The organism is Kitasatospora sp. NPDC101183, from assembly GCF_044767945.1.
Classification (GTDB): domain Bacteria; phylum Actinomycetota; class Actinomycetes; order Streptomycetales; family Streptomycetaceae; genus Kitasatospora.
The window spans coordinates 208,743-229,094 of sequence record NZ_JBIWOW010000016.1 but is presented as its reverse complement, the minus strand read 5'-3'; the positions used below and the strand labels follow the sequence as shown (position 1 = coordinate 229,094).

20 protein-coding genes and 1 riboswitch are annotated in these 20,352 nt (G+C 74.1%); of the genes, 9 read left to right on the top strand and 11 right to left on the bottom strand.

What is annotated here, in order from left to right; translation table 11 throughout:
- Positions 1-137: 137 nt before the first annotated feature.
- The 3 genes from ACIRRS_RS23860 to ACIRRS_RS23850 all read right to left on the bottom strand — a co-directional run bounded on the left by ACIRRS_RS23860 (position 138) and on the right by ACIRRS_RS23850 (position 2,319).
- Entirely contained in the window at positions 138-527 is a 390-nt protein-coding gene (locus ACIRRS_RS23860) for a DUF3040 domain-containing protein (protein ID WP_402974111.1), read from the bottom strand.
- A 441-nt stretch (positions 528-968) separates the two neighbouring features.
- A complete protein-coding gene (locus tag ACIRRS_RS23855) occupies positions 969-1,721 on the bottom strand; it encodes a methyltransferase domain-containing protein (RefSeq protein ID WP_402974108.1) in 753 nt (250 codons plus the stop codon).
- Positions 1,722-1,767: 46 nt separating this feature from the next.
- Positions 1,768-2,319: an SAV_6107 family HEPN domain-containing protein gene (locus tag ACIRRS_RS23850; RefSeq protein WP_402974105.1), complete on the bottom strand. Its 552-nt coding sequence runs from the start codon at positions 2,317-2,319 to the stop codon at positions 1,768-1,770.
- Between the two features lie 485 nt (positions 2,320-2,804).
- On the opposite strand from ACIRRS_RS23850, the gene ACIRRS_RS23845 reads away from it, so the two are divergent.
- Positions 2,805-3,419: a DUF4126 domain-containing protein gene (locus ACIRRS_RS23845; protein ID WP_402974103.1), complete on the top strand. Its 615-nt coding sequence runs from the start codon at positions 2,805-2,807 to the stop codon at positions 3,417-3,419.
- Positions 3,420-3,428: 9 nt separating this feature from the next.
- Positions 3,429-4,952 carry a phytoene desaturase family protein gene (locus tag ACIRRS_RS23840; protein ID WP_402974100.1) on the top strand — a complete coding sequence of 508 codons (1,524 nt, stop codon included), beginning with the start codon at positions 3,429-3,431 and terminating at the stop codon, positions 4,950-4,952.
- A gap of 18 nt (positions 4,953-4,970) precedes the next feature.
- Here the strand turns inward: ACIRRS_RS23840 and ACIRRS_RS23835 are convergent, their stop codons facing one another.
- Positions 4,971-5,825 carry a hypothetical protein gene (locus tag ACIRRS_RS23835; protein WP_402974097.1) on the bottom strand — a complete coding sequence of 285 codons (855 nt, stop codon included), beginning with the start codon at positions 5,823-5,825 and terminating at the stop codon, positions 4,971-4,973.
- Positions 5,826-6,002: 177 nt separating this feature from the next.
- The gene (metF, locus tag ACIRRS_RS23830) at positions 6,003-6,917 is read right to left on the bottom strand and encodes a methylenetetrahydrofolate reductase [NAD(P)H] (protein ID WP_402974095.1); all 915 of its coding nucleotides are present in this window, start codon (positions 6,915-6,917) and stop codon (positions 6,003-6,005) included.
- Between the two features lie 162 nt (positions 6,918-7,079).
- Here metF and ACIRRS_RS23825 point away from each other — a divergent pair, with 162 nt between their 5' ends.
- The gene (locus ACIRRS_RS23825; protein WP_402974093.1) at positions 7,080-8,198 is read left to right on the top strand and encodes a polyprenyl synthetase family protein; all 1,119 of its coding nucleotides are present in this window, start codon (positions 7,080-7,082) and stop codon (positions 8,196-8,198) included.
- Positions 8,199-8,241: 43 nt separating this feature from the next.
- Here the strand turns inward: ACIRRS_RS23825 and thiE are convergent, their stop codons facing one another.
- The 3 genes from thiE to ACIRRS_RS23810 are packed head-to-tail and all read right to left on the bottom strand — an operon-like array spanning position 8,242 to position 10,502.
- Positions 8,242-8,895 (bottom strand): thiamine phosphate synthase, encoded by a 654-nt coding sequence (gene thiE, locus ACIRRS_RS23820; protein ID WP_402974091.1) that lies wholly within the window; start codon positions 8,893-8,895, stop codon positions 8,242-8,244.
- Positions 8,895-9,260 (bottom strand): Rv2175c family DNA-binding protein, encoded by a 366-nt coding sequence (locus tag ACIRRS_RS23815; RefSeq protein ID WP_402974089.1) that lies wholly within the window; start codon positions 9,258-9,260, stop codon positions 8,895-8,897. Before ACIRRS_RS23815 ends, thiE begins: the two co-directional genes overlap by 1 nt.
- A gap of 33 nt (positions 9,261-9,293) precedes the next feature.
- Positions 9,294-10,502 carry an NAD(P)/FAD-dependent oxidoreductase gene (locus tag ACIRRS_RS23810; protein WP_402974087.1) on the bottom strand — a complete coding sequence of 403 codons (1,209 nt, stop codon included), beginning with the start codon at positions 10,500-10,502 and terminating at the stop codon, positions 9,294-9,296.
- 74 nt (positions 10,503-10,576) lie between these two features.
- Positions 10,577-10,689: riboswitch (TPP riboswitch) on the top strand.
- Between ACIRRS_RS23810 and thiO the strand changes: the two genes are divergently transcribed.
- From thiO to pknB, 4 genes are all read left to right on the top strand, one after another.
- Positions 10,684-11,853 carry a glycine oxidase ThiO gene (gene thiO, locus ACIRRS_RS23805; protein ID WP_402974085.1) on the top strand — a complete coding sequence of 390 codons (1,170 nt, stop codon included), beginning with the start codon at positions 10,684-10,686 and terminating at the stop codon, positions 11,851-11,853. (Overlaps the previous riboswitch by 6 nt.)
- Positions 11,850-12,098, top strand: coding sequence for a sulfur carrier protein ThiS (thiS, locus tag ACIRRS_RS23800; protein ID WP_402974082.1), 249 nt, complete (start codon positions 11,850-11,852; stop codon positions 12,096-12,098). Before thiO ends, thiS begins: the two co-directional genes overlap by 4 nt.
- A 3-nt stretch (positions 12,099-12,101) precedes the next feature.
- A complete protein-coding gene (locus ACIRRS_RS23795; RefSeq protein ID WP_402974079.1) occupies positions 12,102-12,899 on the top strand; it encodes a thiazole synthase in 798 nt (265 codons plus the stop codon).
- A 160-nt stretch (positions 12,900-13,059) separates the two neighbouring features.
- The gene (pknB, locus tag ACIRRS_RS23790; RefSeq protein WP_402974077.1) at positions 13,060-14,844 is read left to right on the top strand and encodes a Stk1 family PASTA domain-containing Ser/Thr kinase; all 1,785 of its coding nucleotides are present in this window, start codon (positions 13,060-13,062) and stop codon (positions 14,842-14,844) included.
- Between the two features lie 34 nt (positions 14,845-14,878).
- On the opposite strand, the gene ACIRRS_RS23785 is transcribed toward pknB, so the two are convergent.
- Positions 14,879-15,508 carry a molybdopterin-dependent oxidoreductase gene (locus ACIRRS_RS23785; protein ID WP_402974074.1) on the bottom strand — a complete coding sequence of 210 codons (630 nt, stop codon included), beginning with the start codon at positions 15,506-15,508 and terminating at the stop codon, positions 14,879-14,881.
- A gap of 240 nt (positions 15,509-15,748) precedes the next feature.
- Between ACIRRS_RS23785 and bfr the strand changes: the two genes are divergently transcribed.
- On the top strand, positions 15,749-16,228 hold the full coding sequence (bfr, locus tag ACIRRS_RS23780) for a bacterioferritin (RefSeq protein WP_031071881.1): 480 nt from the start codon (positions 15,749-15,751) through the stop codon (positions 16,226-16,228).
- 28 nt (positions 16,229-16,256) lie between these two features.
- Here bfr and ACIRRS_RS23775 read toward each other — a convergent pair whose 3' ends face one another.
- Positions 16,257-16,553 carry a bacterioferritin-associated ferredoxin gene (locus ACIRRS_RS23775; protein ID WP_402974071.1) on the bottom strand — a complete coding sequence of 99 codons (297 nt, stop codon included), beginning with the start codon at positions 16,551-16,553 and terminating at the stop codon, positions 16,257-16,259.
- Positions 16,554-16,759: 206 nt separating this feature from the next.
- Entirely contained in the window at positions 16,760-18,094 is a 1,335-nt protein-coding gene (locus ACIRRS_RS23770; RefSeq protein WP_402974068.1) for a class II 3-deoxy-7-phosphoheptulonate synthase, read from the bottom strand.
- A 303-nt stretch (positions 18,095-18,397) separates the two neighbouring features.
- On the opposite strand from ACIRRS_RS23770, the gene ACIRRS_RS23765 reads away from it, so the two are divergent.
- Positions 18,398-20,332, top strand: a complete 1,935-nt coding sequence (locus ACIRRS_RS23765; RefSeq protein WP_402974065.1) for an anthranilate synthase family protein — start codon at positions 18,398-18,400, stop codon at positions 20,330-20,332.
- Positions 20,333-20,352: the final 20 nt, after the last annotated feature.

The following is a 20,352-nucleotide window of genomic DNA, read 5'->3' as shown; positions in this document are numbered from 1 at the left end:
GGGGGCCGCCCCCCCCCCCCCCCCGCGGGGGGGGGGGGCCCCCCCCGGGGGCGGGGGGGCGCCCCCCCCGGGCGGGGGGGGGGCGGCGGGCCCCCCCCCCCCCCCCCCCCGGCGTTGTTCCCAGGACTCGGTGGACCTCAGAACCCGCCGGTCTGCTCGTCCCGGCGGCGCTGCCAGCGCTGCTCGACGCGGTCCATCATCCCGGCCTTGCGGCGCGGGGCGGGGGCCGGGCCCTGGCCGGAACCCTGACCGGCCGGGCCCCGGCGCCAGCCCGTCACGGCGAACACCGCGCAGCCGAGCATCACCAGGAAGCCCACGACGCTGACCCAGATCTGGTCCGGTACGACCATGCCGCCCATCAACAGGGCGACTCCCACCACGAAGCCGGCGACGGCGAGGTAGACCCGCCGACGGGTGAACGTGCGCAGCCCGGTTCCCTCTAGCGCCGACGCGAATTTGGGATCTTCGGCATACAGCGCTCGCTCCATCTGGTCGAGCAGTCGCTGCTCGTGCTCCGAGAGCGGCACGGAGTCCTCCTACTCGTCGGTCGCGGGTGCGACCGGTCCGCCGCCCCGGTCGGGGAGGCACGTCCAATCAGCCAAGGGGCAACACGGTCGGACGCCTGTGCGGGGGTCCTGGTCCGTGTCGTCCATATGCCCCACGCATCCGGCTGTCATGCTTTCCGGCTTTACCCAGATCATACGGTCCGGGACCCGGTTGCGGAGTGGTCTGCGCCGCGTGGGACAGGCCACTTCGGCCGGGCCGGGCCGCACCGGACTCAACGCCCCAGGGGTCGGACAAGTGCCCGAACGGGTGGAATCGCTCCGGACCTGGGGAGCTTCGCGAGCGGAGGGCGAGGGCGCCCGGGCAGCGCGGAGCGGGCCGGACGCCGGGGGTACGGCGGGAGGCCGTACGGCGGCGGCCGGCCCGCTCGGGCCCGGCTCCGGGCGGGCTCGTGGCCCGCTCCGCTAGCCGAGGGTGGCCAGCAGGTGCAGCTGGGTGGCGACGGCGTGGAAGGCCGGCTGGGCGGCGGCCGCCTCCTCCAGCTTCAGCAGCGCCTCCGTCGCGCCGGGCTCGGCGTCGACCAGCACGCCGGGCACCAGGTCGGCGAAGACCCGTACGCCGTGCACCGACTGCACCCGCAGGCCCGCCGCCTCGGCCAGGCGGCCGAGCTCCTCCCCGGTGAAGCGGCGGGGCATCGGGTCCAGCTCGCCCCAGCGGCCGTCCGGGGCGGTGAGGACCTCGCGGGCCTCGGTGAAGTGCCCGGCGAGGGCGCGGGCCAGGACGGCGCCGTTGCGGTTGGCGGCCAGCAGGCTGACGAAGCCGCCCGGGCGCAGGGTCGCGGCCAGGCTGCCGAGCGCCTCGGCCGGGTCGTCCACGACCTCCAGCACGCCGTGGCAGAGCACCGCGTCGACCGTGCCGGGGGCGACCAGCTCGGGCAGCGTCTGGGTGTCGCCCTGAACGGCCCGGACGAGGTCCGTCACACCGGCCTCGGCGGCCCGGCGCTCCAGCGCGAACAGCGCGTCCGGGCTGGGGTCGACCACGGTGACGCGGTGGCCGAGCCTGGCCACCGGCACGGCGAAGTTGCCGGTGCCGCCGCCGGTGTCGACCACGTCGAGCACCGGCTGGTCCAGCTCGGCCGCCCGCTTCTCCAGGGCCGCCCGCACCACCTCCCACACCACGGCGGTACGCAGGGCACTGCGGGGACGCGTCGGGTACACGGTCGGGCTCCTTGGCACGTGGAGTTCGATCAGGGTTGCTCCCACCTTAGGGCCTGTCGCCTGGATCCTTTCCGTCCAGGGGCAGGCGGGGCGCCAGCGGGCCCGCGCGCAGGCCGAGGAGGCGCTCGACCAGGCGCAGGAACAGGGCGGAGTTGCGGATCAGGTCGTCGGCCTCGCGGGCGGAGGCGGCGCCCCTGATCCCGGCCTCGGCGGCGGCCCGGCGGCGGGCGCCGGCCCCGTAGTAGAGCGCCCACTCGGACAGCTCGGGGGCCACCTCGGGCAGCACGTCCCAGGCGGGGCGGATCGCCTTGCGCCGGCGTTCGCTCTTCTCGGGCCGCCCGCGCACCGCCAGGACGGCCGCCACCGTGCGCAGCGCGGCCAGGTGCGCGGTGGCGTACCGCTCCAGCGGGTCCTCCAGGGCGCGGGCCCGGGCGAGGGTGCGGTGGGCGTCGGTGAGCAGGTCGAGGGCGGCCGGAGGCGCGGCGATCCGGCGCAGCACGGGATGGACGTCCCCGCCGGCGGGGCGCGGGCCCCGGTCGTACGGCAGGGCGGCGGTGTGGAGGCGGGCGGTGACGGGCTCAGGATGGCTGATGGTCATGGTCTCCCCCGGTTCCGAGGCAGCGCGCGGACCGGACGGCCCGTGCCCTTACATCGTGAACGGGACCACTGACAAATCCGCCCCGGGCGGCGGCGGGGGCATCCCGGCGGCGGGCGCGGACCGCTCCCCGCGGTCCGTCGCCGCCGCCGTGTGCCGTCGCTCCGCCCTCCCCCCACGGCGGCGGAGCGATGCCCCCTCACGGGCGGGCCGGCCTCCCCCTGCCCGCTCCGCCGCCCCGTGCCGGCGGTGCGCGGCTCTCGACCGGCTCCCGTGCCCGGGCGGGCGGCGCCCGACGCGCCGTCCTCCCGGGTGCCACCACTCTTCCGTCCCGGGCGGGTGCCGGGCATCCGTGCGGGTACTCAACCGCCCGTCTGAGTACCCGTACTCAGTCCGGAACCGCCCGTGGCCGCGGTGCGTCCCGCTCCGCGGGGCCGGTACCGTACGGCCGGAGCACCGGGCGCGCAGCCGGACGACGAGGGAGTGCGATGACGATCCTGCCGCTGATCTTCACCAGCGGACTGGCCAGCGGAATCAACGCGTACGCGGTGGTGCTGCTGATGGGCCTGCTGGGCCGCTTCGCCGACGCCGGGTCGGTGCCGCCCGCGCTGGAGCGCACGGACGTGCTGATCGCGGCGGCCGTGCTGTTCCTGATGGAGGCGGTGGCCGACAAGATCCCGTACGTGGACAGCGTCTGGGACGTGGTGCACACCGTGATCCGGCCGATCGCCGGTGCGGTGGTGGGCGTGCTGATCGCCGGCCACGACCCGGGCTCGCTCAGCGATGTCGCGGCGGGCGCGGTGGGCGGCACGTCGGCCCTGGTCAGCCACCTGGTGAAGGCCTCGCTGCGGATGGCCGTCAACACCTCGCCGGAGCCGCTCAGCAACATCCTGGTCAGCATCTCGGAGGACCTCGGGGTGGCCGGTCTGGTCACCCTGGCGATCTTCCACCCCTGGCTGGCGGCCTCGATCGCCGCCGTGGTCCTGGCGGTCGGGCTGCTGCTGGTCTGGCTGGCGGTCAGCAGGATCCGCGCGTTCCGGGCCCGGCGCCGCGAGCGCCGGGAGGCGAAGGCCGCGGCGAGGGGGCTCTCCCACCAGCCATAGGATCGGGCCATGGCAGAGATCGTCGTCATCGGCGCAGGTATGAGCGGGCTCGCGGCGGCCTCCCGGCTGGCGACCCTGGGGCACCGGGTGACGGTCTACGAAGCGGGCCCGACGTACGGCGGCATGGTCGGCCGGTACGAGCGCGACGGCTTCGCCTTCGACACCGGCCCCGGCCTGCTGTCGCTGCCCGCCGTCTACCGCGACCTCGCGCTCAAGACCGGCAGGGAGCCGCTGGAGCAGCTGGTCGAGCTGAGGCCGGTGGCGCCGGAGAGCCGGCACCTGTTCCCGGACGGCACCGACCTCACCCTGCCCAACGCCTCGCGCGGCGGCGTCGCCCAGGCCCTGGACGCCGCCTTCGGCGCGGGCTCCGGGGCCCGGTGGAGCGAGGTCATGAACCACGGCCGCGCCGTCTGGGAGGCCACCCGCCGCCCGCTGCTGGAGGAGCCGCTGCCCACCGAGGGCGGCGTGCTGGCCCCGGCGGACCTCGACCGGCTGGACACCGACCCGTACCCGCTGCGGCCGCGCACCGGCCTGGCCCGGCTGCGCAGGCCCGTTCCGTGGACGCTCGCCACGGTGGCCGCGCGGCAGCTGGGCGGGCACCCGGGGCTGACCGCCCTGCTCGACGAGCCGGCGCTGCGGTACGGCCTGGTGCCCGGGCAGGCCCCGGCCGGGGCCGCCGTGCTGGCGTACATGGAGCAGTCCTTCGGCGTCTGGTACGTCCGGGGCGGGATGCGGGCGCTGGCGGAGGCCTTCTTCCGGCGCTGCGAGCTGCGCGGGGTGGAGTTCCGCTTCGACACGCCCGTCACCCGGGTGATCGTCGAGGAGGGCCGGGCCCGGGGCGTCGAGACGGCGCGGGGGCGGGTGGACGCGGACCTGGTGGTCTCCGCGATGGACACCGACGCGCTGTTCCGGAACGGCCTCGCCGAGTGGCCCGGGGTCCCGGCCGAGGGCTGGGAGCCCGTCGAGGTGCCCGGGCGCTTCAGCGTGCTGCTGGCCCTGCGCGGCCCCCGGCCGGAGGGCACCGTGCACCGGACGGTGGTGCACGCGGCCGATCCGGCGGCCGAGGAGAACGCCCTCACCCACAACGCGCCGCCCTGCGAGCGCCCCACCGTGCAGGTGCTCCGCCCGGACGACCCGACCCTGCGGCCCGACGACGCGCACGAGAGCGTGGTGCTCACGGCGACCGTCCCGGCGCAGGACGAGGTGGACTGGACGGTCCCCGGCTTCGCGGAGCGGTACGCCGACCGGCTGCTCGACCACGTCGACGCGGCCGGGCTCGGCCTGCGCGAGCGGGTGCTGTGGCGGGTCGTGCGCACCCCCGAGGACACCCGGCGGGAGACCGGCTCGGTGTACGGCGCCGTCGCCGGCCCCACGCTGGCGGGCTCGCACCACCCCACGGCGGGCATCAAGGCCGCCAACGAGTCCCCGGTCCCCGGCCTCTACCTGGTCGGCGGCGGCGCCCACCCGGGCGGCGGGCTGGCCCGGGTCGGCATGTCGGCCTGCATCACGGCCGGGCTGATCGGCCCGGCCTGAACAGGCTTCTCAGCCGTGTCAGCCGTGTGACGGCCAGGTGTTCTGCTGCTGGTAGCCGTACGCCTGGTCGTAGCCGGGCTGCTGCGGGATGCCGCCCTGCGGGTCCTGGTCCCAGTGCTGCTGGGCCTGCTGGGCCTGCTGGGCGTTCGGGTCCCAGCCGGGCTGCTGCTGCCACTGCTGCTGCTGGTCGTAGCCGCCCTGGTAGGCCGCCGCGTACGGGTCCTGCTGGGGCTGCTGCTGCGGGTAGCCGCCGTACTGCTGCTGGTCGTAGGAGGCGTACGCGGGCTGCTGCTGCCACTGCTGCTGGTCGTAGCCGTTCTGGTAGCCGGCGCCGTACGGGTCCTGCTGGGGCTGCTGCTGCTCCTGCGGCTGCTCGTAGTACGAGGGGGCGTAGACGCCGTCCTGGGCCGGCTCCGGCAGCTCGAACACGGCGGTCTGCTCCACGGCGGGGGCGGCCTCGGGCGCCTGCTCGACGGCCTCGGGCTCCTCCTCCACCGAGCCGACCTCGCCGACGCGCTCCTCGGCGGCCACGGCGACGGCCGCCACCGCGGCGCCCCCGGTCAGGGCGCCCAGCAGCGGGACCTTGGCGAGCGGGCCCGGCAGGCTGCCGTCGGGCTTGCGCAGGGACCACCCGTCCCGGTAGCCGCGCTTGACGGAGAGGGTGACGAACGTCTGGCCGAGCGCGAACAGGGCCGCGCCCGCGCCGATCACGGCGACGGATCCCAGGCGCATCCCCGCGGCCACGCCCAGGAAGCCCACCAGGGCCAGGGCGCGCCAGTGCACCGGCGCCCGGTTCTGCAGCAGCACCTCGGCGACCAGCCAGAGCGCCACCACCGCCAACGCGACGTACAGCAGCAGGAATCCGATGCCCATCCGCCCGCTACCTCCAGTCGCGTGCCCGCGCTCGCCGCGCGTGTGCGGCGACTGTACCGGTTCAACGGCCCGGGTACCGCATCGCGTTCCCGCCCTCCACCGGCCCCCGGCGCACACGACCGAGCCCGCCACCGACCGTGCGGTGACGGGCTCGTGAACACCCGGTCGAGACGGGCGTCAGCGCTGGTGCAGCCCGAGGTTCTGGTAGATCTCCAGCGTCGCCGTCGAGTGGTTCAGCGTGATGAAGTGCAGGCCGGGCGCGCCCTCCGCGAGCAGCCGCTCGGACATCTCCGTGGCGTGCTCCAGGCCGATCGCCCGCAGGGCCGCCGGGTCGTCGACGGCGCCGCGCAGCCGGGCCTCCAGCGCGGGCGGAAAGGCCGAGCCGCTGAGCTGCGGGAAGCGCTCCAGCTGCTTGGCGTTGGTCACCGGCATGATCTCCGGGATGATCGGCGCCTCGCAGCCGGCCGCCACGACCCGGTCGCGCAGCCGCAGGTAGTCGTCGACCTCGAAGAACATCTGGGTGATCGCGTAGTCCGCACCGGAGCGGATCTTCGCGACGAAGTGCCGGATGTCGTCGTCCCAATCGGTCGAGCGCGGGTGCATGTTGGGCGAGGCCGCGACGCCGACGCAGAAGTCGCCGATGCCCTTGATGAGTTCGACCAGCTCGTACGCGTAGGTGACGCCCTGCGGGTGCCGGACCCACTCGCCCGTCGGGTCGCCGGGCGGGTCCCCCCGGACGGCGAGGACGTTGCGCACGCCCTGGTCGGCGTACTGGCCGATGATGTTGCGCAGTTCGGCGACCGAGTGGTCCACGGCGGTCAGGTGGGCGACCGGGGTGAGCGTCGTCTCGGTGGCGATCCGGCCGACGATGTTGACGGTGCGCTCGCGCGAGGAGCCGCCGGCGCCGTACGTCATGCAGACGAAGTTCGGGTCGAGCGGTTCGAGCCGGCGGATGGCGTCCCAGAGCCTCTGTTCGCCGACCTCGGTGCGAGGCGGCATGAACTCGAAGGAGAATGACCGCTTACCGGCCGCCAGGAGCTCGCGGACCGTCTGTGCGCGGTCCGTTCTGGTGGAAGCGATACCGAGTGCCATGATGGCAGGCTACCGGCGGGTCACCGGGGCGTCACAAGCGGGTCCCATCCAGTGAGACGGGCGGTGGACGGCGTTCCGCTCCCACGCGCTCCTCGCTCGCACGCTTGTTCCCAGCAGCCCCGCTACGCTTGCTGCACCCCAGCGAAACAGCGGAGCCTCATCGTGACCTCGTCCAGCACCCGGCCGGCCAACCCCATTGACGTGGAGGACGTCCGCGCACGCGTCAACGCCGCACTCGCCGCGTTCATGGACGGCCAGTCCACCCTGCTCGACAAGATCTCGCCCCAGCTGGCCCCCGCCGCCGACGCCCTGCGCGACTTCCTGCTGGACGGCGGCAAGCGGCTGCGCCCGGCCTTCTGCTACTGGGGCTGGCGCGCCGCCGGCGGTGCGGCCGACGGGGAGGGCGCCGGGGAGGGCATCGCCAACGCCGCCGCCGCCCTGGAGCTGCTCCAGGCCAGCGCCCTGGTGCACGACGACCTGATGGACCGCAGCGACACCCGCCGCGGCCTGCCCTCCGTCCACCGCCGCTTCGAGGCCCTGCACCGCGAGCACGGCTGGCGCGGCGACCGCGAGCAGTACGGCGCCTCGGCGGCGGTGCTGCTGGGCGACCTGCTGCTGATCTGGTGCGACGAGCTGTTCATGCGCTCGGGCCTGGAGCCGGCCGCCGTCCTCGCCGCCAAGCCGGTGTTCGACCTGATGCGCACCGAGGTCATGGTCGGCCAGTACCTGGACGTGCTGGAGCCGGTGGCCGGGGACTCCGCCGACGAGGGCGCGCTGGAGCGCGCGCGGACCGTCCTGCACTACAAGTCGGCCAAGTACACGATCGAGCGACCCCTCCAGGTCGGCGCGTTGCTCGCCGGGGCCGGGCCCGAACTCGTCGACGCGCTGGGCGCGTTCGGGCTCCCGCTGGGCGAGGCGTTCCAGCTGCGCGACGACCTGCTCGGCGTCTTCGGGGACCCTGCCGTCACCGGCAAGCCCGCCGGGGACGACCTGCGCGAGGGCAAGCGCACCCTGCTCGTCGCCCACGCGATGCGCGCCCTGCCCGCCGCCGACGCCCGTCACCTGGACGAGCGGCTCGGCGCCCCGGACCTGGCCGCCGCCGAGGTCGCCGAACTGCGCGCCCTGATCGAGCGCAGCGGCGCGGCGGAGCTGGTCGAGCAGCGGATCTCCGCGCTGATGCGCGAGTCCCTGGCCGCGCTGGCGGCGGCGCCGCTCGCGGACGAGAAGGCCCGCGAGGTGCTGCTGGCACTGGCGGAGGCCGCCACCGTCCGTACGTACTGACGGGCGGTGGCGGCCTCCGGCCGGGCTTCCGGGCTGTCGTCGCTCAGACCGCCGCGCGCACCCGGCGGGAGAGCTCGGCGGCGGCGGCCCGCGGGTCCTCGGCCGCCGTGACGGCGCGCACCACGACGATCCGGCGGGCGCCGGCCTCCAGCACCTCGTCCAGGTTGCCGAGGTCGATCCCGCCGATCGCGAACCACGGCCGGTCGGTGGCCCGCCCGGCCGCGTACGAGACCAGGCCGAGGCCCGGCGCGTGGCGGCCCGGCTTGGTCGGGGTCGGCCAGACCGGGCCGGTGCAGAAGTAGTCCACGCCCGGCTCGGCGACCGCCGCGTCCACCTCGGACTCCGCGTGGCAGGAGCGCCCGATCAGCACGTCCTCGCCGAGGATCGCCCGGGCGGCCGGCACCGGCAGGTCGTCCTGGCCGAGGTGCAGCACGTCCGGCCGGGCCGCGTGGGCGACGTCGGCGCGGTCGTTGACGGCCAGCAGCTTGCCGTGGCGGTGGCAGGCGTCGGCGAAGACCTCCAGGGCCTCCAGCTCCTGCTTCGCCTCCAGGCCCTTGTCGCGGAGCTGGACGATGTCCACCCCGCCGGCCAGCGCCTCGTCCAGGAAGTCGACGAGGTCGCCCTGCTCGCGCCGGGCGTCGGTGCACAGGTAGAGCCGGGCGTCCGCCAGGCGCGCGCGCAGCGTGTCCGCCGCCATCAGATCAGCATCGCCTGGGCCCGGCGCTTGACCTCGGTGCCGCGGTTCTCCCGCAGCGCCTGGATCGGGCTCCCGGGCAGCGACGGGTCCTCGGTGAAGAGCCACTCCAGGATCTCCACGTCGTTGTACCCGCAGTCGCGCAGCAGGTTCAGGGTGCCGGACAGGTGCTTGACCAGCCCCGGGCCGTCGATGAACGCCGCAGGGACCTGCAGCGACTTGTTGGGGCCGCGGCGGAGCGCGATCAGCTCGCGCTTCCTGACCATGTCACGGACCTCGGTGACCAGCACACCCCACTGCTCCGAGATGTCGGGGAGGTACATCCACTCGGGGACCAGGGCTTCAATCTTGCTTTCGATCTCGCTCACGCCACCAGACTGCCACCTCCGCGCCGTCCGGCGCTAAGCGGTGGCCCCCTTGAGCGGCACCGAGGGGTCCGCGGCGAGGGCCGGGTCCAGCGCCGTGCCGCGCTCGATCAGCTTGCGGCCCTGGGTGAGGTCGCGCGGGCGGTCCACGGTGAGCAGGGCGCTGAGGACGCCCCCGCGCAGCCACAGCACCGACCAGGAGGCGTCCTGCGGGCCGCCGCGCCACAGCAGCTCGTCGCCCTCGGCGTGCCGGCCCGCGTACTGGACCATCCGCCCGAACTGCTCGGACCAGAAGTACGGCACCGGGTCGTACGGCGCCGCCTCCTCGCCGAGCACGGCGGCGGCCACCGCGTCGCCGGAGTGCAGCGCGTGGTCCCAGTGCTGGACGGCCAGCCGGGCGCCGGAGCGGGCGGAGGGGTAGCTGACGCAGTCCCCCGCCGCGAAGACGCCGGGCAGGCCGGTGCGCAGCCGCCCGTCCACGAGGATCGCGCCGGTCGCGTCCAGGTCGAGGCCCTCGGCCAGGGAGCCGGCCAGCCAGCCGGTGGCGGGGCGGGCGCCGATGCCGACGACCACCTCGTCCGCGGGCAGGTGCGAGCCGTCCGCCAGCCGGACGGCGCCCGGCTCGACGGCCTCCACGCCGACGCCGCAGCGCAGGTCGACCCCGGCCTCGGCGTACCAGGCGGTCATCGCCGCGCCGACCTCCGTGGGCAGCGCCCCGGGCAGCGGGGCCGGCCCGGCCTCGACCACCGTCACCTCGCAGCCCGCCTGCCGGGCGGCCGTGGCCACCTCGGCGCCGATCCAGCCCGCGCCGACCAGCACCAGGCGGCGGCCCGGGCGCAGCAGGGCGCGCAGGGCGAGGGCGTCGTCGAGGGTGTGCAGCAGGTGGGCCCGGTCCGCGCCGGGCAGGGCGCGGGGCACGGCGCCGGTGGCGATCACCAGGGCGTCGTACGGGAGGTCCCCGGCGTCGGTGTGCAGGGTGCCGGGGGTGAGGCCGGTGGCGCGGCGGCCGAGGAGCAGCTCGACGCCGAGGGCGTCGTAGTCCACGTCGAGGGTGGTGGCGTCGGCCTTGCCGAGCAGGACGTCCTTGGACAGCGGCGGCCGGTCGTACGGCGCGTGCGGCTCCTCCCCCACCAGCAGGATCCGCCCCGCCCAGCCGCCCTGCCGCAGCTTCAGGACGCACTGCGCCCCGGCCAGCCCGGCCCCGACAACAACCACGATCCGCTCAGTTCCGCTCAGCTCCACCACGCCCGTCACTGTACCCAGCGCCACCGTCCCCCCTCCCGGGGCCTTCGGGTGGGGCGAGGCCCGGCGTTAAGGTGGGAGCACCACACGGGAGCCCGGCGAACCGGGCTGAGAGGCGGGCTGGCACGGCCTGCGACCGTCCGAACCTGATCCGGGTCATACCGGCGAAGGGAGAAGAGCAGCCTTGTCACGCTTGCTGAAGGGTGCCCACACCGAGGTGCTGGTGATCGGCGGAGGCATCATCGGCCTCGCCGTCGCCTGGCGCGCGGCGCGGCGCGGAGCGGGGCACGTGATCGTGGTCGACCCCGAGCACGGCCACGGCGCCGCCGGTGTCGCGGCCGGGATGCTCGCGCCGGTCACCGAGGTCCAGTACGGCGAGGAGCCGCTGCTGCGCCTGAACACGGCCTCGAACGCGCGCTACGCGGCCTTCGCCGCCGAACTCACCGAGGCGAGCGGCGGCCTGGACACCGGCTACCGCCGCTGCGGCACGATCGCCGTCGCCCTGGACTCCGACGACCGCGAGGAACTGCGCGACCTGCACGCCTTCCACCAGCGCCTGGGTCTGGACTCCAGCTGGCTCACCGGCCGCGAGGCCCGCCGCCTGGAGCCGATGCTCGCCCCCGGCGTGCGCGGCGCCCTGTACGCGGCGGACGACCACCAGGTCGATCCCCGCCGCCTGCTGAAGGCCCTGTACGCCGCCTGCGAGCGCGCGGGCGTCCTGCTCCACCGGGCCGAAGCCGTCGAGTTGCTGGTCGAAGGCGGTCGCGCGATCGGCGCCCGCCTGAGCACCGGCGAGACCGTGACGGCCGAGCGGGTCGTCCTCGCCGCCGGGCCGCGCAGCCACCTGCTGCCGGGCCTGCCGGAGGGGGTGCTGCCCGCGATCCGCCCCGTCAAGGGCCAGATCCTGCGCCTGCGCGTCCCGGAGGCGTACCGGCCGTTCCTGTCCCGCAACGTCCGCGCCGTCGTGCGCGGCCAACACCTGTACGTCGTCCCGCGCGAGAACGGCGAGCTGGTGATCGGGGCGACCAGCGAGGAGCAGGGCTACGACACCACCGTCACCGCCGGCGGCGTGTACGAACTCCTGCGCGACGCCCACGAGTTGATCCCGGGCATCACCGAACTCCCGCTCGTGGAGACCTCGGCGGGCCTGCGCCCCGGCTCGCCGGACAACGCCCCGCTGCTCGGCCCGACCTCCCTGCCGGGGCTGGTCGCCGCCACCGGCCACTACCGCAACGGCGTGCTGCTCACCCCGGTGACCGCCGACCTGGTCGGCGAGTACCTGGCCACGGGCGAAGTCCCGGACCTGGCCCTGCCGTTCACCCCCACCCGCTTCGCCACGAAGGCCGCCGCATGACCGACACGACCGATACGACCGACACCGGCACGACCGACAGCGAGATCGCCCTGACCGTCAACGGCGAGCCCCGCCGCCTGCCCGCCGCGACCACGCTCGCCGAGGTGGTGGCCACCGTCAGCGCCGCCAACACGGGCGTCGCCGCCGCGCTCAACGAGGCCGTGGTGCCCCGCAGTTCGTGGTCCGCGACGCCGCTGAGCAGCGGCGACCGGATCGAGATCCTCACCGCCGTCCAGGGAGGCTGAACCATGGCCGACGACCTGCTGACCATCGCCGGGACGACCTTCTCCTCCCGGCTCATCATGGGCACCGGCGGCGCCCCCAGCCTGGAGGTGCTGGAGCGCGCCCTGCTCGCCTCCGGCACCGAGTTGACCACCGTCGCGATGCGCCGGGTGAACGCGAGCACCCAGGGCTCCGTCCTGGACGTGCTGACCCGCAACGGCATCCGCGTCCTGCCCAACACGGCCGGCTGCTTCACCGCCGGGGAGGCCGTCCTGACGGCCCGCCTGGCCCGCGAGGCGCTGGGCACGGACTGGGTGAAGCTGGAGGTGATCGCCGACGAGCGCACCCTCCTGCCGGACCCGATCGAGCTGCTGGACGCCGCCGAGACCCTCGTCGACGACGGCTTCACCGTCCTGCCGTACACCAACGACGACCCGGTGCTGGCCCGCAAGCTGGAGGACGTCGGCTGCGCGGCGATCATGCCGCTGGGCTCGCCGATCGGCTCGGGCCTGGGCATCCGCAACCCGCACAACTTCCAGCTGATCGTGGAGGCCGCGACCGTCCCCGTCGTCCTGGACGCGGGCGCCGGCACCGCCTCCGACGTGGCGCTGGCGATGGAGCTGGGCTGCGCCGCGGTGATGCTCGCCTCCGCGGTGACCCGCGCGCAGGACCCGGTGCTGATGGCCGAGGCGATGCGGCACGCCGCCGAGGCCGGGCGCCTGGCGCACCGGGCCGGCCGCATCCCGCGCCGCTTCCACGCGGAGGCCTCCTCCGCGATGGCGGGCCGCGCCGACCTGGACACCCGCGAGCTCCCCGCGTTCTAGGGCCCGTCTTGCCGGTCACTCCCGGGCGTGCGACGCCGGGGCACGCTGATCCGAGCCGACCGACAAGACGGGCCCAGGCCCGTGTAGCCCATGTCACAAGCCGGTCCCGGAGGCGGTGTCCCCCGGGACCGGCGTCCTTCGGCGCCACTACACTCGCCGGGTGGACAAGGCACTGCACGACTCGCTCATCGGTACCCTGCTCGACGGCCGGTACCGGGTCGAGCAGCGCATCGCCGTCGGCGGGATGTCCACCGTCTACAAGGGCACCGACACCCGCCTCGACCGCGTCGTCGCCCTCAAGGTGATGCACCCCCAGCTGGCGGGCGACGAGGGCTTCACCGCCCGCTTCATCCGCGAGGCCAAGGCCGTCGCCCGGCTCACCCACCCCAACGTGGTCAACGTCTTCGACCAGGGCGCGGACGGCGGGAACGTCTTCCTCGCCATGGAGTACGTCCCGGGCCGCACCCTGCGCGACCTGCTGCGCGACCGCGGCGCCCTGTCCGTGCGCGCCGCCCTGGACGTGCTGGAGCCGGTGCTCGCCGCCCTCGGCGCCGCCCACCGCGCCGGGCTGGTCCACCGGGACGTGAAGCCGGAGAACGTGCTGATCACCGAGGGCGGCCTGGTCAAGGTCGCCGACTTCGGCCTCGTCCGGGTGCTCGGCACCGCGGACGGCGCCCCCACCTCGGTCACCACCGCCACCGGCGGCACCGTCCTCGGCACCGTCTCCTACCTGGCCCCCGAGCAGATCCTCCCGGACGCCCCCACCGACCAGCGGGTGGACGTCTACGCCTCCGGCATCCTGCTGTACGAGATGCTGACCGGCCGCCGCCCGCACACCGGCGACAACCCCGTCCAGGTCATGTACAAGCACCTGCACGAGGACGTCCCCGCCCCCTCGCTGGTCGCCCCCTCCGTCGCCCCGGCGCTCGACGCGATAGTGGGCTTCGCCTGCGCCCGCGCCGCCGAGGCCCGCCCGTACGACGCCGTCGAGCTGCTCGCCGCCCTCCAGCGCGTGCGCCGCACCCTCACCCCCGCCGAACTGGACGCCGAGCCGCCCGCCTCCACCCGGCCCAGCCCCCGCTACCCGACCGGCGAGGCGACGTCCGTCCTGCGGCAGCTCCCCTCGCCCGCCGACGCCCCGCCGCCCGAGCGCACCAGCGTGCTGGACGTGCCGGCCGAGCTGATGGACCAGCTGCTCACCGAGCCCCGCCCGTACGACGAGCCCACCCCGGTGCGCCGGCGCCGCCCGAGCCGGATGCGCCGACTGCCCCGCAAGCCGTTGATCTGGGCGGGCGCGCTGACGGCCCTGGTGCTGCTGGTCGGCGGCGCGACGTACGGGCTGAACCAGGGCCTGTACGGGTCGGTGCCCGCCGTGCTCGGCAAGGACCGCACCGAGGCGCAGCGCGTCCTGGAGGACCAGGGCATGCACGGGAAGTTTGTCGAGGTGTTCAGCGAGTCCGTCCCGGCCGGGCAGGTGATCTCGACGGATCCGGGGATCGGCGCCCGGACCCGCAAGAGCGACACGGTGACGGTCACCGTCTCCAAGGGCCCCAAGCGGATCACGGTGCCGGACGTCACGGGCAGGAGCGCCGACCAGGCCGCCTCGGCGCTGACCGGCGTGCAGCTGATCAAGGGCAACGTGACGGAGACGTACAGCGACACGGTGGCCGAGGGCGTGGTGATCAGCAGCGCCCCGGCGGCCGGGCAGCAGCTGCCGGAGAACAGCTCGGTGGCGCTGGTGGTCAGCAAGGGCATGGTGCCCGTCCCGGACGTGACCGGGATGTCCAAGGACGACGCCCAGAAGGCCCTGCAGGCGGCCGGCTTCACGATGCAGACGGCCGGGGTGAACCTGTTCGGCACCGGCAAGGTCTCCAGCCAGTCCCCGGCGGCCGGGGAGCGGCGGCCGCAGAAGACCGTGGTGACGGTCACCTTCCCGTTCTTCTAAGCCTGCTCGTAAGCCTGCTCGGCACTGGAGCGGCTCAGCGCAGCGGCCCGTCCCCGGGCTCCTCCTGGTGGGAGTAGCGCTGCTCGCGCCACGGGTCGGCGAGGTTGTGGTAGCCGCGCTCCTCCCAGAAGCCGCGCCGGTCGGCCCGCATGTACTCCACCGCCCGCAGCCACTTGGGGCCCTTCCAGGCGTACAGTCCCGGCACGATCAGCCGGACGGGGAAGCCGTGCTCGGCGGTCAGGGCCTCGCCGTCGCGGTGGGTGGCGAGCAGGGTGCGGCCGTCCGCGAAGACGTCCAGCGGCAGGTTGGCGCTGTAGCCGTACTCGGCCCAGGCCATCACGTGGGTGACGCCCGGCGCGGGGGGCGCGAGGTCGAGGAGGGCCGCGGCGGGCACGCCCGTCCACTCGTTGCCGAGGACGGAGAACTTGGTGACGCAGTGCAGGTCGCCGTGGACGGTGGCGCGGGGCAGGGCGGTGAAGGCGGCGAAGTCCCAGGAGTGCTTCTCGGCGGAGGCGGTGGCGCCGAACACCTGGAGGTCCCAGGTCAGCCGGTTGAAGCGGGGCACCGAGCCGTAGTACAGGGCGGGCCATCCCCGCTGCGCGCGTTGGCCCGGCGGGAGCCCCGGATCAGGCGGCGGAAGCGGTTCTCTGTCGGACTGACCCATCCCTCCATGGTGACAGACGGCGGACGGAGCCCGGCGCGCGCCCCTTCACCCATGTTCACGCCCCGCCCGTACGGCCCAACGGTCGATCGCACACTCCCGAATTCCCACCTAAATCGGATATTCCGACACATGTCCTAGTGAGTGTGAACTTACTGGAATTACCGCCCACCACGGTGCCAGGATGCGCAGCGCAGGCCCGACCGCAGGGCACCGCCGGACGTAGCACTGGGAGGCACCACCATGCAGGGCGATCCAGAGGTCATCGAGTTCCTCAACGAGCAGCTCACCGCCGAGCTCACCGCGATCAACCAGTACTTCCTGCACGCCAAGATGCAGGAGAACTTCGGCTGGACGAAGCTCGCCAAGTACACCCGGCACGAGTCCTTCGACGAGATGAAGCACGCCGAGACCCTCACCGACCGCATCCTCTTCCTGGACGGGCTGCCCAACTACCAGCGGCTGTTCCACGTCCGGATCGGGCAGACGGTCAAGGAGATGTTCGAGGCGGACCGCCAGGTCGAGGTCGAGGCGATCGACCGGCTCCGGCGCGGGATCGTGGTGATGCGGGCCAAGAACGACGTCACCTCGGCGAACATCTTCGAGGACATCCTGGCCGACGAGGAGCACCACATCGACTACCTCGACACCCAGCTGGAACTCCTGGAGAAGCTCGGCGAGGCGCTCTACCTCGCCCAGCTCATCGAGCAGCCGGAGTCCTGAACACACCGGGCTCCTACGACGGCCCGCCTCAGGCCGCGCGCAGCGGGACGACCGGGGCGGGCCCGCCCCGGTCGGCTGCGTCGGCCCCGACCGCGTCGCCCCCGTTCGCCTCGGGGTCCGCGAGCCCCAGCTTCGCGGCCAGCCGCGCGGTCGGGCAGGGCCGGGCGCCGTGCTCGCCGAGCAGCGCCTGTATCCGCCGGACGCAGGAGCCGCAGTCGGTGCCGGCGCCGCAGCCCCGGGCGATCTGGCGCGGGGAGTTCGCGCCGCCGTCGATCGCCTTCTTCACCTGGTCCTCGGTGACCGCATGGCACATGCACACGTACATCGCGGTGGCTCCCGGGGCGGTCGGCAGTGGCTCTTGACTGCTGTGGATCTTGACTGCTGTAGCTCTTGACTACAGTGGATCTTGACTAAGGCAAGCCTTAGTTCACTGAGCCTCACCTTACCCGGCATTCCGGGCACGAAAAAGCCCCTCCGGGCTCGGGGACACCGAATCCGGAGGGGCCTTCGTCACATGAGAGGCGCCAGGGCCTACTGGTTGCGGTAGGTCTCCGCCACCAGGAACGCCAGGTCCAGCGACTGGCTGCGGTTGAGCCGCGGGTCGCAGGCCGTCTCGTAGCGCTGGTGCAGGTCGTCGACCAGCACCTCGTCGCCGCCGCCGACGCACTCGGTCACGTCGTCGCCGGTCAGCTCCACGTGGATGCCGCCCGGGTGGGTGCCGAGGCCGCGGTGCACCTCGAAGAAGCCCTTGACCTCGTCGAGCACGTCGTCGAAGCGGCGGGTCTTGTGGCCGCTGGAGGCCTCGAAGGTGTTGCCGTGCATCGGGTCGCAGATCCACACCGGCTGGGCGCCGGAGGCGGTGACCTTCTCCACCAGGGTGGGCAGGTGCTCGCGGACCTTGCCCGCGCCCATCCGGGTGATGAAGGTCAGGCGGCCGGGCTCGCGCTCCGGGTCCAGCTTCTCGATCAGCGTGAGCGCCTCGTCGACCGTGGTGGTCGGGCCGAGCTTGACGCCGATCGGGTTGCGGATGCGGGACGCGAACTCGATGTGCGCGTGGTCCAGCTGCCGGGTGCGCTCGCCGATCCACACCATGTGGCCCGACACGTCGTACAGGTCGCCGGTGCGCGAGTCCACGCGGGTCAGCGCGGTCTCGTAGTCGAGGATCAGCGCCTCGTGCGAGGAGAAGAACTCGACGGTCCTGAACTCCTCCGGCGCCACGCCGCAGGCGTTCATGAACGCCAGGGCGTTGTCGATCTCCCGGGCGAGCTGCTCGTAGCGCTGGCCGGCCGGGGAGTTGCGCACGAAGTCCTGGTTCCAGGCGTGCACCTGGCGCAGGTCGGCGTACCCGCCGGTGGTGAAGGCGCGCACCAGGTTGAGGGTCGCGGCGGAGGCGTTGTACATCCGCTTGAGCCGCTCCGGGTCCGGGATGCGGGACTCGGGGGTGAAGTCGAAACCGTTCACCGAGTCGCCCCGGTAGACCGGCAGGGTCACGCCGTCGCGGGTCTCGGTCGACTTGGAGCGCGGCTTGGAGTACTGGCCCGCGATGCGGCCGACCTTCACGACCGGCACCGAGGCCGCGTAGGTGAGGACGGCGGCCATCTGCAGCAGGGTCTTCAGCTTGTTGCGGATGTGCTCCGCCGAGACGCCGTCGAAGGCCTCGGCGCAGTCGCCGCCCTGGAGCAGGAACGCCTCACCACGCGCCACGGCTCCGAGCCGGGCGCGCAGCTGGTCGCACTCGCCCGCGAAGACGAGCGGCGGATACGAGGCGAGCTCGGCAAGGGTCTTGCGCAGAGCCTCTTGGTCCGGCCATTCAGGCTGCTGCGCCGCGGGCAGGGTTTGCCAGGAGTGGAGATTCGTCACGGTCACACGGGCAAGGCTACGGGGTGCGACCGGTGATCCGTGACCATTGCCCGGTGGATGAGACACCTTCCGGACAAGCCTCCTTGCGGCGCCTAGACCCGCCGATGAGATCGGCTACGCTCTGGCCCATGCACGCGCACCGCACCCACTCCTGGTGGTGGACCTCCCTCCCGGGCGGCCCACCGATCGCGCGTTCCTAGACGAACACGACGGCCGCCCCTCGGGGCGGCCGTCGACGTTGGAGCAGACGGCACTCCGGGAGCGGACCCAGCACCGCCCTCACCACCCATCCCGGAAGGAAGCCGTACCGTGACCACCACTGTCGAACTCCTCACCCGCCTCACCTCCCCCGGCGCCCCGGCCTTCGCCCTGCTGCACCGCCGCACCCCCCGCCACGCCCCGGACACCGTCGAGGTCCTGCTGGGCACCGTCGACGACTACGAGCGCCTCGCCGACCTGCCCGTGCGCGAGGGCGTCCCGGTCGGCGGCCCGGTGCACGACCTGCTCGCCCTGGTCCCGTACCGGCAGATCCGCGAGCGCGGCTTCGAGGCGCACGACGACGGCACCCCGCTGCGGGCCCTGGCCGTCGAGGAGCAGTACGCCCTGCCGCTGGCCGAACTCGCCGCCGCCCTGCCGCAGTTGCCCGTCACCCTCACCGGCGGCGCCTTCAACATCGACGACGAGGCGTACGCGGAGATCGTCCGCCAGGTGATCGAGGAGGAGATCGGCAACGGCGAGGGCGCCAACTTCGTGATCCGGCGCGACTTCCACGCCACCCTGGACAACTTCTCGCCCGCCCTCGCGCTCTCCCTGTTCCGCCGACTGCTGGAGCAGGAGCGCGGCGCCTACTGGACGTTCCTGGTGCACACCGGCGACCGGGTCCTGGTCGGAGCCTCCCCCGAGGTGCACGTGCGCCAGAGCGGCGGCACCGTCGTGATGAACCCCATCTCCGGCACCTACCGCTACCCGGCGGCCGGCGCCGATCTCGACTCCCTGCTCCACTTCCTCCACGACCCCAAGGAGCTGGAGGAGTTGACCATGGTGGTCGACGAGGAGCTCAAGATGATGTGCACCGTCGGCGACCTCGGCGGCCAGGTCCTCGGCCCCCGCCTCAAGGAGATGTCCCACCTCGCCCACACCGAGTACGAGCTGCGCGGACGCACCTCGATGGACGTCCGCGAGGTGCTGCGCGAGACGATGTTCGCCGCCACCGTCACCGGCAGCCCGGTGCAGAACGCCACCCGGGTCATCAAGCGCTACGAGCCCACCGGGCGCGGCTACTACTCCGGCGCCCTCGCCCTCATCGGCCGCTCCGCCAGCGGCGGGCAGCTGCTCGACTCCCCCATCTGCATCCGCACCGTGGACATCGACCCGGCCACCGGCAAGCTGGTCGTCCGCTCCGGCGCGACCCTGGTGCGACACTCCGACCCGCGCTCCGAGGTCGCCGAGACGCACGCCAAGGCCGCCGGGGTACTCACCGCGATCGGTGCCCGGCCCGCGCCCGAGCGTCCGTCCGGCCGCGGCGGCCCGCGCCTGGCCGACGACCACCGGGTGCAGGCCGCCCTCGACTCCCGCCGGAACGACCTCGCGCCGTTCTGGCTGCGGATGCAGGCTCCTGCCACGTTCACCCAGTCCGAGCCGACCCTCGTCGTGGACGGCGAGGACACCTTCACCGCGATGCTCTCCCACCTGCTCACCTCACTCGGCCACGAGGTGAGCGTCGCCCGGTTCGACGAGCCGGGGCTTCGCGAGCGCGTCGCCGCGCACCGGGGCGCCCTGGTGCTCGGCCCCGGCCCGGGGGACCCGGCCCTCGCCGAGGACCCGAAGATGGCGCTGCTGCGGCCGATCGTCGCCGACGCCCTGGCCGCCGTCCGCTCCGGCGCCCGTACGGCCCCGCTGCTCGCCGTCTGCCTCAGCCACCAGCTGCTCTCCGCCGAGCTCGGGCTGCCGCTGGCCCGCAAGGCCGTCCCGTACCAGGGCGCCCAGGAGGCGGTCGACCTGTTCGGCGTCAAGCGGACCGTCGGGTTCTACAACACCTTCACGGCGCGCTGCTCCGACGCCGAGGCACAGCGGCTCGCGGCCGTCGGCATCGAGGTCGCCCGCGACGCGGCCACCGGGGACGTGCACGCCCTGCGCGGCCCGGGCTTCGCCGGCCTGCAGTTCCACCCCGAGTCGGTGCTCACCCGGGACGGGGTGGACATCGTCGCGGGCCTGCTGCGCGAGGCGACGGCCGTCAAGCGCTGAACGGCCGGGCCTGGACGGGG